The 14,616-nt window shown below is 61.6% G+C and carries 13 protein-coding genes and 1 riboswitch; of the genes, 8 read left to right on the plus strand and 5 right to left on the minus strand.

Annotation, left to right across the window (positions count from 1 at the left end; genetic code table 11):
- Positions 1-62: 62 nt before the first annotated feature.
- Positions 63-2,060 carry a transketolase gene (gene tkt, locus OO258_RS21575; protein ID WP_266032373.1) on the minus strand — a complete coding sequence of 666 codons (1,998 nt, stop codon included), beginning with the start codon at positions 2,058-2,060 and terminating at the stop codon, positions 63-65.
- Between the two features lie 228 nt (positions 2,061-2,288).
- On the opposite strand from tkt, the gene OO258_RS21580 reads away from it, so the two are divergent.
- The 5 genes from OO258_RS21580 to OO258_RS21600 all read left to right on the plus strand — a co-directional run bounded on the left by OO258_RS21580 (position 2,289) and on the right by OO258_RS21600 (position 7,767).
- Positions 2,289-3,281: an ArsR/SmtB family transcription factor gene (locus OO258_RS21580; RefSeq protein ID WP_110746577.1), complete on the plus strand. Its 993-nt coding sequence runs from the start codon at positions 2,289-2,291 to the stop codon at positions 3,279-3,281.
- An 18-nt stretch (positions 3,282-3,299) separates the two neighbouring features.
- Positions 3,300-4,490: a methionine adenosyltransferase gene (gene metK, locus OO258_RS21585; protein ID WP_003249375.1), complete on the plus strand. Its 1,191-nt coding sequence runs from the start codon at positions 3,300-3,302 to the stop codon at positions 4,488-4,490.
- 308 nt (positions 4,491-4,798) lie between these two features.
- Positions 4,799-5,074 carry a hypothetical protein gene (locus OO258_RS21590; RefSeq protein WP_266032375.1) on the plus strand — a complete coding sequence of 92 codons (276 nt, stop codon included), beginning with the start codon at positions 4,799-4,801 and terminating at the stop codon, positions 5,072-5,074.
- 467 nt (positions 5,075-5,541) lie between these two features.
- On the plus strand, positions 5,542-7,242 hold the full coding sequence (gene ligB / locus OO258_RS21595) for an NAD-dependent DNA ligase LigB (protein WP_266032376.1): 1,701 nt from the start codon (positions 5,542-5,544) through the stop codon (positions 7,240-7,242).
- Between the two features lie 132 nt (positions 7,243-7,374).
- Positions 7,375-7,767, plus strand: a complete 393-nt coding sequence (locus tag OO258_RS21600) for a DUF1090 domain-containing protein (RefSeq protein ID WP_019471536.1) — start codon at positions 7,375-7,377, stop codon at positions 7,765-7,767.
- Positions 7,768-7,955: 188 nt separating this feature from the next.
- Here OO258_RS21600 and OO258_RS21605 read toward each other — a convergent pair whose 3' ends face one another.
- Positions 7,956-8,414: a c-type cytochrome gene (locus tag OO258_RS21605; protein WP_266032380.1), complete on the minus strand. Its 459-nt coding sequence runs from the start codon at positions 8,412-8,414 to the stop codon at positions 7,956-7,958.
- A 119-nt stretch (positions 8,415-8,533) separates the two neighbouring features.
- Here OO258_RS21605 and OO258_RS21610 point away from each other — a divergent pair, with 119 nt between their 5' ends.
- A complete protein-coding gene (locus OO258_RS21610; RefSeq protein ID WP_266032383.1) occupies positions 8,534-9,685 on the plus strand; it encodes a murein transglycosylase A in 1,152 nt (383 codons plus the stop codon).
- Positions 9,686-9,735: 50 nt separating this feature from the next.
- Here the strand turns inward: OO258_RS21610 and OO258_RS21615 are convergent, their stop codons facing one another.
- The gene (locus OO258_RS21615) at positions 9,736-10,122 is read right to left on the minus strand and encodes an MAPEG family protein (protein WP_019096159.1); all 387 of its coding nucleotides are present in this window, start codon (positions 10,120-10,122) and stop codon (positions 9,736-9,738) included.
- 26 nt (positions 10,123-10,148) lie between these two features.
- A complete protein-coding gene (locus tag OO258_RS21620; RefSeq protein ID WP_266032388.1) occupies positions 10,149-10,982 on the minus strand; it encodes an EamA family transporter in 834 nt (277 codons plus the stop codon).
- A gap of 191 nt (positions 10,983-11,173) precedes the next feature.
- Between OO258_RS21620 and OO258_RS21625 the strand changes: the two genes are divergently transcribed.
- Entirely contained in the window at positions 11,174-12,409 is a 1,236-nt protein-coding gene (locus tag OO258_RS21625) for a cation:proton antiporter (protein WP_110746551.1), read from the plus strand.
- A gap of 36 nt (positions 12,410-12,445) precedes the next feature.
- On the opposite strand, the gene OO258_RS21630 is transcribed toward OO258_RS21625, so the two are convergent.
- A complete protein-coding gene (locus OO258_RS21630; RefSeq protein ID WP_012274534.1) occupies positions 12,446-12,847 on the minus strand; it encodes an acyl-CoA thioesterase in 402 nt (133 codons plus the stop codon).
- Positions 12,848-13,025: 178 nt separating this feature from the next.
- Positions 13,026-13,122: riboswitch (S-adenosyl-L-homocysteine riboswitch) on the plus strand.
- A gap of 20 nt (positions 13,123-13,142) precedes the next feature.
- On the opposite strand from OO258_RS21630, the gene ahcY reads away from it, so the two are divergent.
- The gene (gene ahcY, locus OO258_RS21635; RefSeq protein WP_110746548.1) at positions 13,143-14,552 is read left to right on the plus strand and encodes an adenosylhomocysteinase; all 1,410 of its coding nucleotides are present in this window, start codon (positions 13,143-13,145) and stop codon (positions 14,550-14,552) included.
- The last annotated feature ends 64 nt before the right edge of the window (positions 14,553-14,616 follow it).

The following is a 14,616-nucleotide window of genomic DNA, read 5'->3' on the forward strand; positions in this document are numbered from 1 at the left end:
TGAAACCCTGTGGGAGCGGGCTTGCCCGCGAATGAAGGCGACACCGCCCGCAGATCGTTAAATCAGTCTTCCAGCAGCTCTTCGGCGGTACCGAGGATGTTCTCCAGGGTGAAGCCGAACTCTTCGAACAGTGCCGAAGCCGGCGCCGACTCGCCGTAGGTGGTCATACCGATGATACGGCCTTCCAGGCCGACGTACTTGTACCAGAAGTCGGCGTGGGCAGCTTCGATGGCGATACGCGCACCCACTTCCAGCGGCAGCACGGACTGCTTGTAGGCCGCGTCCTGGGCGTCGAACACGCTGGTGCACGGCATGGAAACCACGCGTACCTTGCGGCCTTGCTCGGTCAGCTTGTCGAAGGCCTGAACCGCCAGGCCCACTTCGGAGCCGGTGGAAATCAGGATCAGCTCAGGCTCGCCTGCGCAGTCCTTGAGCACATAGCCGCCACGGCTGATGTCAGCGATCTGCTGGGCATCGCGGTCCTGGTGCTGCAGGTTCTGGCGCGAGAAGATCAGCGCCGATGGGCCGTCCTTGCGCTCCAGGGCGTTTTTCCAGGACACGGCGGATTCCACCGCGTCAGCCGGGCGCCAGGTGTCCAGGTTCGGGGTGCTGCGCAGGCTGGTCAGCTGCTCGATCGGCTGGTGCGTCGGGCCATCTTCGCCCAGGCCGATGGAGTCATGGGTGTACACGTGAATCACGCGCTGCTTCATCAGGGCCGACATGCGCACGGCGTTGCGGGCGTATTCCATGAACATCAGGAAGGTCGCGCCGTAAGGCACCAGGCCACCGTGCAGGGCAACGCCGTTCATGATGGCGGTCATGCCGAACTCGCGCACGCCGTAGAACACGTAGTTGCCGCTGGCGTCATTGGCTTCGACGCCCTTGCAACCTTTCCACAGGGTCAGGTTGGAACCGGCCAGGTCAGCCGAACCGCCGAGGAACTCGGGCAGCAGCGGGCCGAAGGCGTTGAGGGCGTTCTGGCTGGCCTTGCGGCTGGCGATGGTTTCGCCTTTGGCAGCCACTTCGTTGATGTAAGCCTGGGCCTTGGCGCTGAAGTCGGCCGGCAGCTCGCCGCTGGCACGGCGCTTGAACTCGGCAGCCAGCTCCGGGTAGGCCTTGGCGTAGGCGTCGAAGCGCTGGTTCCACTCGGCTTCAGCCTTGGCACCGGCGGCCTTGGCATCCCACTCGGCATAGATGTCGGCCGGGATTTCGAACGGGCCATGGTTCCAGTTCAGGGCCTGGCGGGTCAGGGCGATTTCGTCGTTGCCCAGCGGGGCGCCGTGGCAGTCTTCCTTGCCCTGCTTGTTCGGCGAACCGAAACCGATGGTGGTCTTGCAGCAGATCAAGGTCGGGCGATCGCTCTTGCGGGCGGTCTCGATGGCCATCTTGATTTCTTCGGCATCGTGGCCGTCGACGTTGCGGATCACCTGCCAGTTGTAGGCCTCGAAGCGCGCCGGGGTGTTGTCGGTGAACCAGCCGTGCACTTCGCCATCGATGGAGATGCCGTTGTCGTCGTAGAAGGCGATCAGCTTGTTCAGGCCCAGGGTGCCGGCCAGCGAGGCGACTTCATGGGAGATACCTTCCATCATGCAGCCGTCGCCGAGGAACACGTAGGTGTTGTGGTCGACGATGTTGTGGCCGTCACGGTTGAACTGGGCTGCCAGCACTTTTTCTGCCAGGGCGAAGCCCACGGCGTTGGCGATACCCTGGCCCAGCGGGCCGGTGGTGGTCTCGACGCCTGGGGTGTAGCCGTACTCCGGGTGGCCCGGGGTGCGGCTGTGCAGCTGGCGGAAGGCCTTGAGGTCGTCGATCGACAGGTCGTAGCCGGTCAGGTGCAGCAGCGAGTAGATCAGCATCGAACCGTGGCCGTTGGACAGCACGAAGCGGTCACGGTCGGCGAAACTCGGGTTGCTCGGGTTGTGCTTCAGATAGTCGCGCCAAAGCACTTCGGCGATATCCGCCATGCCCATGGGGGCACCTGGGTGGCCGCTGTTGGCCTTTTGCACGGCATCCATGCTGAGGGCACGAATGGCGTTGGCACGTTCACGACGGCTGGGCATCGCTGATCTCCTGGGGGGCTTGAATAGGTGGTGTCACGAAAAAGGCGGCTATTTTCGCCCACTGGGGGGGCTTGGGGCAATGACGTATGGTCGCAGTCGGGGGATTTTCCTGTGATTGGCCTTCAATCCGGGGCAAAACCGGCTTAACCGCTCCACCCATCAGCCAATATCAAAACTTTTTGATATTGGCCTTGCTAGGGCATCAATGCCTGTCTAGACTGCCGCCCCATGAACCTCCGTGCGCAATCGATCCCCGAGCAACGCGAAGCATTGGCCGCCCTGTGCAAGGCCAGTGGTGACGAGTTGCGCCTGAATGTATTGCGCGCCTTGGCCAACGACTCGTTCGGTGTGCTGGAGCTGGCACAGATCTTCGACGTTGGCCAGTCGGGCATGAGCCACCATTTGAAGGTGCTGGCCCAGGCCGAACTGGTGGCAACCCGCCGCGAAGGCAATGCCATCTTCTACCGCCGCGCGCTGCCCGACAGCCTGCGCCTGGGTGGCCGGCTGCATGCAGCGTTGCTTGAAGAGGTCGATGACCTGACCCTGCCGCCAGACGTGCAGGCTCGCATCGCCCAGGTACAACAGCGCCGCGCCGCCACCAGCCAGGACTTCTTCCTGCGCGTGGAAGAGAAGTTCCGTGCCCAGCAAGACCTGATCGCCGGCTTGCCGCAATACCGCGAAAGCCTGCTGGCGCTGCTCGACAAACTGCATTTCGACCCGGCTGCCAGTGCCCTGGAGGTCGGCCCCGGCGACGGTGGCTTCCTCCCCGACCTGGCCCGGCGCTTCGCCCAGGTCACAGCCCTGGACAATAGCCCGACCATGCTCGAACTGGCGCGCCAGGTGTGCCAGCGCGAAGGGCTCGACAACGTGAACCTGCAGTTGGCCGATGCACTGGGTGCAACGGATGTGGCCGCCGACTGCGTTGTGCTGAACATGGTGCTGCACCATTTCAGCGACCCGGCCCTGGCCTTGCGCCAGCTGGCCAAACGGGTGAAGGCAGGCGGCAGCCTGCTGGTCACCGAACTGTGCAGCCATGACCAGGGGTGGGCGCGCGAAGCCTGCGGCGACCTGTGGCTTGGCTTCGAACAGGACGACCTGGCCCGCTGGGCCAACGCTGCCGGGCTGGCCCATGCGGACAGCCTGTACGTGGGCTTGCGTAACGGTTTCCAGATTCAGGTCCGCCATTTCCAGCGGACGGCTGGCGACATACACCATCGGTAAATTTCAGGAACCTTCGAGATGAGCGAATACTCCCTTTTCACCTCCGAGTCCGTGTCCGAAGGGCATCCGGACAAGATCGCCGACCAGATTTCGGACGCGGTCCTCGATGCCATCATCGCCCAGGACAAATACGCCCGCGTGGCCTGCGAAACCCTGGTCAAGACCGGTGTCGCCATCATCGCTGGCGAAGTCACCACCTCGGCCTGGGTCGATCTTGAAGACCTGGTGCGCAAGGTCATCATCGACATCGGCTACAACAGCTCCGACGTCGGCTTCGACGGCGCCACCTGCGCCGTGATGAACATCATCGGCAAGCAGTCGGTGGACATCGCCCAGGGCGTCGACCGCTCCAAGCCGGAAGACCAGGGTGCCGGCGACCAAGGCCTGATGTTCGGTTATGCCAGCAACGAAACCGAAGTGCTGATGCCAGCACCGATCTGCTTCTCGCACCGTCTGGTCGAGCGCCAGGCCGAAGCACGCAAGTCCGGCCTGCTGCCATGGCTGCGCCCGGACGCCAAGTCGCAGGTCACCTGCCGCTACGAAAACGGCAAGGTAGTCGGCATCGACGCCGTAGTGCTGTCGACCCAACACAACCCTGAGGTTTCGCAGAAAGACCTGCAGGAAGCCGTGATGGAGCTGATCGTCAAGCACACGCTGCCTGCCGAACTGCTGCACAAGGGCACCCAGTACCACATCAACCCGACCGGCAACTTCATTATCGGTGGCCCGGTGGGTGACTGCGGCCTGACCGGCCGCAAGATCATCGTCGACTCCTACGGCGGCATGGCCCGCCACGGTGGTGGCGCGTTCTCCGGCAAAGACCCGTCCAAGGTCGACCGTTCCGCTGCCTACGCCGGCCGCTACGTAGCCAAGAACATCGTCGCCGCCGGTTTGGCCGAGCGTTGCGAGATTCAGGTGTCGTACGCCATCGGCGTGGCCCAGCCGACCTCCATCTCGATCAACACCTTCGGCACCGGCAAGGTCTCCGACGACAAGATCATCCAGCTGGTGCGTGAGTGCTTCGACCTGCGTCCATACGCCATCACCACCATGCTCGACCTGCTGCACCCGATGTACCAGGAAACCGCTGCCTACGGCCACTTCGGCCGTACTCCGCAGCAGAAGACTGTCGGCGACGACACCTTCACCACCTTCACCTGGGAGCGCACCGACCGCGCCCAGTCGCTGCGTGACGCTGCCGGTCTGTAAGCCTCCTACAGCGCCAGACGAAAGCCCCTGCCGAGCAATCGGCAGGGGCTTTTTTATATTGCGCGCAGCAATCTGACCCCAAATGCTGGATTAAATCCTGAATGGGGTCGAGCGCTGCTTTTCAACGCTGAGCGAGAAATACGACAAGCGACAGGCACATGCAAGTATCAAAGATCAGGGAGACGTGTTGGCGAGACGAGCCTTATAAGTGTGCGTAGCGGCACCTGATAAAAATGCTAGTTGTGGTAAATTTTTTCGGTGCGTAGAGTCAAAAAGCTTCTGCAGTTCTTCTACTTCTGGAGGTTGCCATGAACAAACACGAGCTGATTTTGCCTAATGAATGGCTGGTACATGCTGTCGAAATTAACCTTTTAGCTTACGACTCCTCCCGGGAGGGCTATCAAGATCTTCTGTTCCTTTTCGCAACCGACAAAGATGGCACAGCACATGAATTCACCGTGACGGCGCCAGCGATGCGGTACGTGGCAATGGAGGCATACAATGCTCTTAAAACCGGCTCGGTAGATGAAGTCGTGTTACGCATTACGGATATCGATAACCATCTGTACGCGCTATATATCTGATAGTTAAAGTTTTGCAGATCGCGCCCTAGAATGTGGCGTAACAGAACCAGCCAAATGTACCCTGCGGACGAAAGACGATGGTCATCGTGGTCCTTGGCTAATATTGAGCTTGCGGCCTTAAACTTAACGGAGAAAACCACGATGACCAAGCCCACTATCGCATTGAATGAGTGGGTTTTATAAAGCGGCAGACGCTGGCCTTTCTCACGCATTGACGTGGTCGTCGAAAACAACTTCCACCACTTCACCTGTATCACTCAGTCACGCCCAAATAAAATATGGGCGTATGTTTTGAAAATTGGGTGGCTGCCAGGAGTTCGCCACAGCAGCCCCAGCGCCTGTGAGATCGAGCGCCACCTCAATCCTCAAGACAGCCCCTCGGACATATCACCTGACAACCTCGCACTTCACCCACCGCACTACCTGCCTACGCTGAGGACTCACCCCGCCAAGCAAGGATGCTGGCCATGCCGCTGATGCTGTTACTAACTCTGCTGCTGTTGCTAAACGCCCCCCAGGCCTGGGCCACCTCATGCCCCGACTGGAGCCCGCAACAGGCCAAGGCCGAAGTTGCGCAACTGCGCGCCACGCTTGCCCGATGGGACGAGCACTACCATCGCCAGGGCATAGCCCTGGTGGCCGACGAACTGTACGACCAGAGCCGCGAGCGCCTGAACCACCTGCAGCAGTGCTTCGCGGTTGGCACCAGCCCCTCCCCCCTGGCCAGTGCTCGCGGCCCGGTCCCCCACCCCGTGCCGCATACCGGCGTCGACAAGCTGGCAGACCGCCAGGCCGTGGCGCGATGGATGGCCGGCAAGACCGGCGTGTGGGTACAACCCAAGGTCGACGGCGTAGCCGTTTCCCTCACCTACCAACAGGGCCGATTGGTGCAGTTGACCAGCCGGGGGGACGGTGTACACGGCCATGACTGGAGCCGACACATCAAACAGCTCGGCGCTGTCACCCGGCAGTTGCCTGAGGCGGTCGACCTGCACTTGCAAGGTGAGCTGTATCTGCGCCTGAACGATCATGTACAAGCCAAGGCCGGCAGTGCCAACGCCCGGGGTACCGTGGCAGGGCTGCTCGCACGCAAGCAACTGACTGGCGAACAAGGCAACGCTATCGGCCTGTTCGTGTGGGGCTGGCCGCACGGCCCCGAGCAACAGGCCGAACGCCTCGCCCAACTGGCACGGCTGGGGTTTCCGGACAGCCAGCTTTACAGCATCGCCATCGACACGCTGGAGGATGCAGCACACTGGCGCGAGCACTGGTATCGCTCTGCTCTGCCCTTCGCCACCGACGGTGTGATCCTGCGCCAGGGCAGCCGGCCGCCTGCCGAGCGCTGGCAGGCCAAGGCGCCCTACTGGATCGGGGCCTGGAAGTATCCCTATGCACAAGCCTTGGCCGAAGTACGCGACGTGCGCTTTCGGGTCGGCCGCACTGGCAGGGTCACGCCCGTTCTTCACGTGCAACCCGTTACCCTCGATGACCGGCGCATTACCCAAGTCAGCCTTGGGTCTCTGGCGCGCTGGCAACGCCTGGATATTCGCCCCGGCGATCAGGTGGCCATCAGCCTTGCCGGGCTGACCATTCCGCGGCTCGAACACGTCGTGCACCGCGCTGTAGAGCGCCAACCGATAACCGCGCCTGCACCCGACCAGCATCATGCCCACAGCTGCTGGCAGACCAGCGAAGGCTGTGAAGAGCAATTCATTGCCCGGCTTACCTGGCTTGGCGGAAAACAAGGCCTGGCCTTGCCGCGCACCGGGCCCGGCACGTGGCGTCGGCTGGTCGAAGCTGGCCTGGTAACGTCCATGACCGATTGGCTGCAACTCGATGCCGAGCGCCTGCAGCAGGCCCCCGGCATCAGCAGACTCACTGCGGCACACCTGCTGGGCAGTTTCGACGAAGCCCGCTCACGCCCCTTCGATCAATGGCTGCGGGCCCTTGGCGTGCCCATTGGCAAGCATTTGCCACTGACTGGCGACTGGGAGGCGCTGGCTTCACGCAGCGCCAGGCAATGGCAAACTGTGCCCGGCATTGGCGCAAAACGCTCGCGCCAACTTGTGGAATTTTTCGCGGCCTCTGAGGTGCAAGCCATCGCCGCACAGTTGGCCGAAACCGGCATAGAAGGTTTCCGGCCCCCACCCCAGCGCATTGAGCAATGATTTTTTACCAAATAGTGCGTAGGAAAAACCTGAGACTCGAGCAGAAAACTTCACCAAGGGTTTCTAAATGGGCAAAACCAAGGCAGGATTTCCCCCAACTTTTGCTGCCCCGCCCCGTTCAGGAGGCTTTTCATGAAACGCATTTCGACTCTTTTCCTGCTCGCATCACTGGGCTTGGCTGCAGGTGCCGTGCAAGCCGCCCAGCCAGACCCAGGCCTGACCGGCTGCGCCGCCAAGCGCAGCGCCATCGAGAACCAGCTGAAAATTGCCCGTGACCACGGCAACAGCGGCCAGGTTGCAGGACTGGAAGAAGCTCTGCGCGGTGTGGACAACTGCACCGACGCCAGCCTGCGCAAGGAACGTGAGCAAAAGGTGCTCGACGCACGCCATGAAGTGGCGCAGCGCGAGAAAGACTTGAAAAAGGCCGAGAAGAAGGGCGACGCCGAGAAGATCAACAAGCGCAAGGACAAGCTTGCCGAATCGCGTAAAGAGCTGCAGGAAGCGGTAGACGATCTCGACCGTTAAGGCATCTGGCCAGCAAGCCTGGTCTTTGTGGGAGCGGCCTTATGTCGCGATAGGGCCGCGCAGCGGCTCCAGCTATGCACGCATTTTTGCTGAAATCCTGGGGCCGCTGAGCGGCCCTATCGCGACACAAGGCCGCTCCCACAGGAATTTGTACAAGCCCCGAAGGTTTGCGCGAACAGCACAGCCATTCAATGATTACGAAATTCGCTATGACAGGCCTTGCATGCAGACTCGACCTTGTCCATCGGTACCTTCAGTTGCGCAGCATCCAGTGGCTGTTTGCGGGAAACATCGACCAATTCGCCGGTGACGCCTTCCAGCTGCCGGGCCAGGTCGTGAAAACGCGCCTGGCGCTCCCACACTTCGGCGCGGGCGGCGCTGTCACCACCATCGCGCACCTGTGGAAAATGCTGCCACGGCTGATGCGACAGGCTGTCCAGCTTCAGCGCACCGTCGGCAAACTTCAGCCCGTCGAACGGCAACCGGCCACGCAGCATGCCGCCCAGGTCTTCGCTGGTCCTGAGCATGTCCTTGAAGATCACCTTGCGCTTGCCCAGCGGCGAGTTCGGGTCGACCCGGTCGCAACCACTCAGGGCAGCGCCAAAGGCCAGTGCTGCCAGCATAACAACGGTCAATCGCTTCAACATCACACTCACTTCGGCCTGCGCAAATGGGCGGCCAGTATCGCTGCCCCAGGGCCAAAGACCAATAGCCATACAAATAACAGGGGTGAATGTTCATTTTCACCCATGACAGGAATGCACACATGAAACCTGCCCTGCGCCACCTGGCCTGGACATTGCCGGTGCTGGCCCTGCTGGCCGGCTGCAATGGCGGCGAGAACGCCAAGCCCGAGCCCCACGCCATCGCTACCTACGCCCCGGCTACCTGGAAAGACCTGCCCGCAGTCAGCGACGAAGACCTGCTGGCCGGTTTCTACGCCTGGCGCAGCGGCTGTGAGAAGCTCAAGCGCGATCCGGTTTGGGCCGCCACCTGCGAAGCCGCCGGCAGCGCTACTGCCAGCGCAGCCCAGGTACGTAGCTTCCTGGAGCAGAACCTGGAGGTGTACGGCCTTCGTTCCGCCGAGAACAACGCCAACGGCCTGATTACCGGCTATTACGAGCCGGTCTACCCAGGCAGCCTGAGCCAATCGGCAACCAACCATGTGGCGGTATACGGCATCCCTGATGACATGATCGTGGTCGACCTGGCCAGCGTGTACCCCGAACTGAAGGGTAAACGCCTACGTGGCCGTCTTGACGGTCGGGTGCTCAAACCATACGACACTGCCGAAGTCATCAACCGTGACGGCGTGAAGGCCCCGGTGCTGGCCTGGCTGACCGACCCCATGGACCTGCAATTCCTGCAGATCCAGGGTTCTGGCCGGGTACAACTGGAAGACGGGCGTCAGCTGCGCCTGGGCTACGCCGACCAGAACGGCCACCCCTACCGGCCGATTGGCCGCTGGCTGGTGGAACAGGGCCAGTTGAAAAAAGAAGAAGTGAGCATGGGCGCCATTCATGCCTGGGCCCAGGCCAACCCGCAGCGCGTACCAGAACTGCTGGCCAGCAACCCAAGCTACGTCTTCTTCAGCACCCGCCCGGACAGCAACGAAGGCCCGCGCGGCTCACTTAACGTACCGCTGACAGCGGGCTACAGCGTGGCCATCGACCGCAAGGTGATTCCGCTGGGCAGCCTGTTGTGGCTTTCCACCACTCGCCCGGACGGCTCGCCAGTGGTGCGCCCGGTGGGTGCGCAGGACACTGGTGGGGCGATTGCGGGTGAAGTGCGTGCCGACCTGTTCTGGGGCACCGGGCCAGAAGCCGGCGAGCTGGCCGGGAACATGAAGCAGCAAGGGCAGATCTGGATGCTGTGGCCCAAGGGCCAACCACTGCCTGAGGTGCCAAAGGTACCTTGATCGTTGTGGCCTTCTTCGCGGGAGCTGCCCGCGAAGAAGGCCACCGGGTTTCAGATGGAAACCACGAAGAACGACACAATCAGTGCCAAACCGGCAAACCACACCAGCGACCGCAAGGCCGCCCAATCGGCCAAGTAGCAGATGATGTAAAGCAAGCGGCTGGTGATGTACATCACCCCCAGCACATCCTGCGTCACCTGCTCGGCATTGCCGACGATATCCGCCACCAGCACCGCAGCCGCAAACGCCGGGAATGCCTCGTAGCCATTCTGCTGCGCCGCATGGGCCCGCCGTGGCAAGCCCGACAAGGTATCTAGGAAGGCTCGCGGGTCGTGATTGTCCTTGAGACCGAACCGGCCGCTAGCCACCTTGGCGATCAAGGCACACAGCGGGTTCAGCAGCAGCGCGATCAGGATGCACCACAGGGCAACGGTCATGCTCAGACTCCTTGTTCGATAATGGGTTAGAGCTTCATCACCAGCATGCCTGCCAGGACCAGCCCGCAAGCTAGGAGTCTCGGCCCGCCAAAAGGTTCTTTGAGGTAGCGCATACCCAGCAGCACCACCAGAATCACGCTCAACTCCCGCAATGCGGCCGCCTCGGCCACTGACCCCAGGTGCATGGCCCACAGCACCAGGGCATAGCTGAACAATACGCAGAACCCTACCGCCAACCCGAGGCGCCATTGAGTTCGCCAGAACAGTACGAATGGCGCCCGCCGCGCTACCCCCGCCAACAACGGGAATTGCCAGGCGCTGAGCAGGGTCAGCCATACCAGGTAATCCCACGGTTTTCCCCACAGGCGGACGGCCTGGCCGTCGAACCAGGTGTAGCAGCCGATGCACAGGCCGATCAGGGCCACCACCGGCAGCATCGACCAGGGCAGCCGGTCACCGCCACCGCCCTGCCACAACAGGCAGGCCATACCACACGGGATCAGCAGGATGCCGATGATCTGCTGCTGGCTAAGCGATTCCCCGGCAAAGGCCAGGGTCAGCCCCAGCACCACCAGCGGTGACAGCCCGCGCATCAGAGGATAGACCAGACCCAGATCGCCCACGCGATAGGCCTGGATCAGCAAATAGCGGTACAACTGCTCAGCCAGTGCCGAAGCTACCAACCAAGGCCAGATTTCAGCAGGCGGAACATCCACGAAAGGCACCGCTAGCACAGCGAAGGCCAGCGCTACTGTGTCCATGCTGGCAATGACCAGCAAGCGCTCGCCGCTGAATTTGATCAATGTATTCCAGGTCGCATGCAGCAGGGCGGCAACCAGCACCAGAGATGTTGCCAACACGCCTTCTTATCCTTGTGAGGGTTTCAAAGGTTGAATATATAGCGTTCCCAAGCGTTGCTGCGCGCCTCTTGTTTGGGAACGTTTCAGCGGAAATCGGTCAAACCCTGTGCCCCGAACCCCGTGCCAGGTCATCAAAGAACTGCCCGAGTCACTCGGGTAACGACTTGGAAGCCACTGTTACAGGATTCGGGATGCTTGAATTAGTTGCCGCGTTTATCTGCCTCACCACACTTCTCACCTATGTGAACTACCGATTCATCGGCCTACCCCCCGCCATCGGCGTAATGGTCACGGCGCTGCTGTTTTCCCTGATGCTACAAGGCTTGAGCCTTATCGGCTTCCCTGGCCTGGAAGAACGCGTCGAAGGGCTGATGAACCAGATCGACTTCAACGACCTGCTGATGCACTGGATGCTGGCGTTCCTGCTGTTTGCCGGCGCCCTGCACGTGAACCTCAGCGACCTGCGCAGCTACCGCTGGCCCATCGGCCTGCTGGCCACCTTGGGCGTGCTGATCGCCACCGTGGTCATCGGCTACCTGTCGCATTGGGTGTTTGCCATGTTCGGCTGGCAGGTGCCTCTGATCTACTGCCTGCTGTTCGGTGCGCTGATCTCACCGACCGACCCGATTGCGGTGCTTGGCGCCCTGCGTACCGCCAATGCGTCCAAGCCGCTTAAAACCACCATCGTCGGCGAGTCACTGTTCAACGACGGCACGGCAGTCGTGGTTTTCACCGTGTTGCTGGGCATCATCCAGCTGGGTGAAACGCCGAGCATGGCCGACACCGCCCTCCTGTTCGCCCGCGAGGCCATTGGCGGCGTGGTGTTCGGTGGCCTGATCGGCTACGCCACCTACCGCATGATCAAGAGCGTCGAGCAGTACCAGGTGGAGGTCATGCTGACCCTGGCGTTGGTCATCGGCGGCTCGGCAATGTGCTACGAGCTGCATGTTTCGGCGCCGATCGCCATGGTGGTGGCGGGTCTGATCATTGGTAACCTGGGGCGCAACCTGGCGATGAATGACATGACCCGACGCTACATGGACGGCTTCTGGGAGCTGATCGATGACATGCTCAATGCCCTGCTGTTCGCACTGATTGGGCTGGAACTGTTGCTGCTGCCGTTCAACTGGATGCACCTGGCGGCCGGTGGCGTTCTGGCGTTGGCGGTGCTGCTGTCGCGGTTGCTGACCGTGGCCCCGGCAATCGTGCTGCTGCGGCGCTGGCGCCCGGTGCCCAAAGGGACGGTGCGGGTGCTGACCTGGGGTGGCCTGCGTGGTGGCGTGTCGGTGGCACTGGCGCTGTCGCTCCCGCTGGGCGAAGAGCGAGACCTGCTGCTGTCGATCACCTACATCGTGGTGTTGTCGTCGATTCTGGTGCAGGGGTTGAGCATTGGCCGAGTGGTGCGCAAGGTCAGCGCCCAGCCTTGAGAATGTCGGGGGCTGCTCTGCAGCAGCCCCAGAAAATCACTCTACAGCAGAATCCGGGAACTGGTCCTGCACATACTTGATCTCGGTACGCCCATGGGCCGCCGGCAAGCCATCCTCACCCAGGTTGACGAACACCATCTTGTCGACGGTCAGGATGCTCTTGCGGGTGATTTTGTTACGCACTTCGCACTTGAGGGTGATCGAGGTACGGCCGAACTCGGTGGCGGTGATGCCCAGCTCGATGATGTCGCCCTGGCGGGAAGCACTGACGAAGTTGATTTCCGACATGTACTTGGTCACCACGCGCTGGTTGCCCAGTTGGACGATGGCATAGATCGCCGCTTCTTCGTCAATCCAGCGCAACAGGCTGCCACCGAACAGGGTGCCGTTGGGGTTGAGGTCTTCGGGTTTAACCCACTTGCGGGTGTGAAAGTTCATCTGTACTCCTGACCTGCTTGGCTAACGTGTAGCAATGATGGCAGAGCGGCCGCCATCGCTCCATTGAACATCGACTATCGTCGCGATTAATCGACAGAAAACCTTGGGCAAGCCGGCAGGCACGGCTATAATCTCCGCCGTTTTACATGGTTGCCCACCGCGGAGCCATGCCCGCCACCTGTCCGAGGGGCGCTGCAGCAGGCTAGGCCTGTCAGGCTCGGATGGGGCGTTGCTCGCTCTTGCGGGCGCTTAACGCACAACGGCGCCCATTCGCACACTACGAATGGAGGCTCTCATGAGCGCTGCAAACATGCCTGCTGGTTTTACCGATTACAAAGTCGCCGACATCTCCCTGGCCGCCTGGGGTCGTCGCGAAACCATCATCGCCGAATCGGAAATGCCTGCACTGATGGGCCTGCGTCGCAAGTACCTGGCCGAGCAACCGCTCAAGGGTGCGAAGATCCTGGGCTGCATTCACATGACCATCCAGACTGCCGTGCTGATCGAAACCCTGGTTGCCCTGGGTGCCGAAGTGCGCTGGTCGTCCTGCAACATCTTCTCCACTCAGGACCAGGCCGCTGCCTCCATCGCCGCAGCCGGTATCCCGGTGTTCGCCTGGAAAGGTGAAACTGAAGAAGAGTACGAGTGGTGCCTGGAGCAAACCATCCTGAAAGATGGCCAGCCATGGGACGCCAACATGATCCTCGACGACGGTGGCGACCTGACCGAACTGCTGCACAAGAAGTACCCACAGGTACTGGACCGCGTGCACGGCGTGACCGAAGAGACCACCACCGGCGTGCACCGCCTGCTGGACATGCTGGCCAAGGGCGAGCTGAAAGTCCCGGCAATCAACGTTAACGACTCGGTCACCAAGAGCAAGAACGACAACAAGTACGGCTGCCGTCACAGCCTGAACGACGCCATCAAGCGTGGTACCGACCACCTGCTGTCGGGCAAGCAAGCCCTGGTGATCGGCTACGGTGACGTGGGCAAGGGCTCGGCCCAGTCCCTGCGCCAGGAAGGCATGATCGTCAAGGTCACCGAAGTTGACCCGATCTGCGCCATGCAGGCCTGCATGGATGGCTTCGAGCTGGTTTCGCCGTTCATCGACGGCATCAACGACGGTACCGAAGCCAGCATCGACAAGGCCCTGCTGGGCAAGATCGACCTGATCGTGACCACCACCGGCAACGTCAACGTCTGCGATGCCAACATGCTCAAGGCCCTGAAGAAGCGTGCCGTTGTGTGCAACATCGGCCACTTCGACAACGAGATCGACACCGCCTTCATGCGCAAGAACTGGGCCTGGGAAGAGGTCAAGCCGCAGGTGCACAAGATCCACCGTACCGGCGCTGGCAGCTTCGACCCGCAGAACGACGACTACCTGATCCTGCTTGCCGAAGGTCGCCTGGTCAACCTGGGTAACGCCACTGGCCACCCAAGCCGCATCATGGACGGCTCGTTCGCCAACCAGGTCCTGGCACAGATCTTCCTGTTCGAACAGAAGTTCGCTGACCTGTCGGCCGAGAAGAAAGCCGAGCGCCTGACTGTTGAAGTGCTGCCGAAGAAGCTCGACGAAGAAGTGGCCCTGGAAATGGTCCGCGGCTTCGGCGGCGTGGTCACCCAACTGACCAAGCAGCAAGCTGACTACATCGGCGTGACCGTCGAAGGCCCGTTCAAGCCGCACGCCTACCGCTACTAAGCGGCAAGCTTGAAGCTGCAAGCGGCGAGCAAAGGCAGACCGTGCCGTTGCCACTTGCAGCTCT

Source organism: Pseudomonas sp. DCB_BI (genome assembly GCF_026240995.1).
Lineage (GTDB): Bacteria > Pseudomonadota > Gammaproteobacteria > Pseudomonadales > Pseudomonadaceae > Aquipseudomonas.

Excerpts from the sequence above, each read along its gene's own strand:
- tkt (WP_266032373.1), bottom strand. The coding sequence starts at position 2,060 with ATGCCCAGCCGTCGTGAACGTGCCAACGCCATTCGTGCCCTCAGCATG.
- OO258_RS21580 (WP_110746577.1), top strand. The coding sequence starts at position 2,289 with ATGAACCTCCGTGCGCAATCGATCCCCGAGCAACGCGAAGCATTGGCC.
- metK (WP_003249375.1), top strand. The coding sequence starts at position 3,300 with ATGAGCGAATACTCCCTTTTCACCTCCGAGTCCGTGTCCGAAGGGCAT.
- OO258_RS21590 (WP_266032375.1), top strand. The coding sequence starts at position 4,799 with ATGAACAAACACGAGCTGATTTTGCCTAATGAATGGCTGGTACATGCT.
- ligB (WP_266032376.1), top strand. The coding sequence starts at position 5,542 with ATGCCGCTGATGCTGTTACTAACTCTGCTGCTGTTGCTAAACGCCCCC.
- OO258_RS21600 (WP_019471536.1), top strand. The coding sequence starts at position 7,375 with ATGAAACGCATTTCGACTCTTTTCCTGCTCGCATCACTGGGCTTGGCT.
- OO258_RS21605 (WP_266032380.1), bottom strand. The coding sequence starts at position 8,414 with ATGTTGAAGCGATTGACCGTTGTTATGCTGGCAGCACTGGCCTTTGGC.
- OO258_RS21610 (WP_266032383.1), top strand. The coding sequence starts at position 8,534 with ATGAAACCTGCCCTGCGCCACCTGGCCTGGACATTGCCGGTGCTGGCC.
- OO258_RS21615 (WP_019096159.1), bottom strand. The coding sequence starts at position 10,122 with ATGACCGTTGCCCTGTGGTGCATCCTGATCGCGCTGCTGCTGAACCCG.
- OO258_RS21625 (WP_110746551.1), top strand. The coding sequence starts at position 11,174 with ATGCTTGAATTAGTTGCCGCGTTTATCTGCCTCACCACACTTCTCACC.
- OO258_RS21630 (WP_012274534.1), bottom strand. The coding sequence starts at position 12,847 with ATGAACTTTCACACCCGCAAGTGGGTTAAACCCGAAGACCTCAACCCC.
- ahcY (WP_110746548.1), top strand. The coding sequence starts at position 13,143 with ATGAGCGCTGCAAACATGCCTGCTGGTTTTACCGATTACAAAGTCGCC.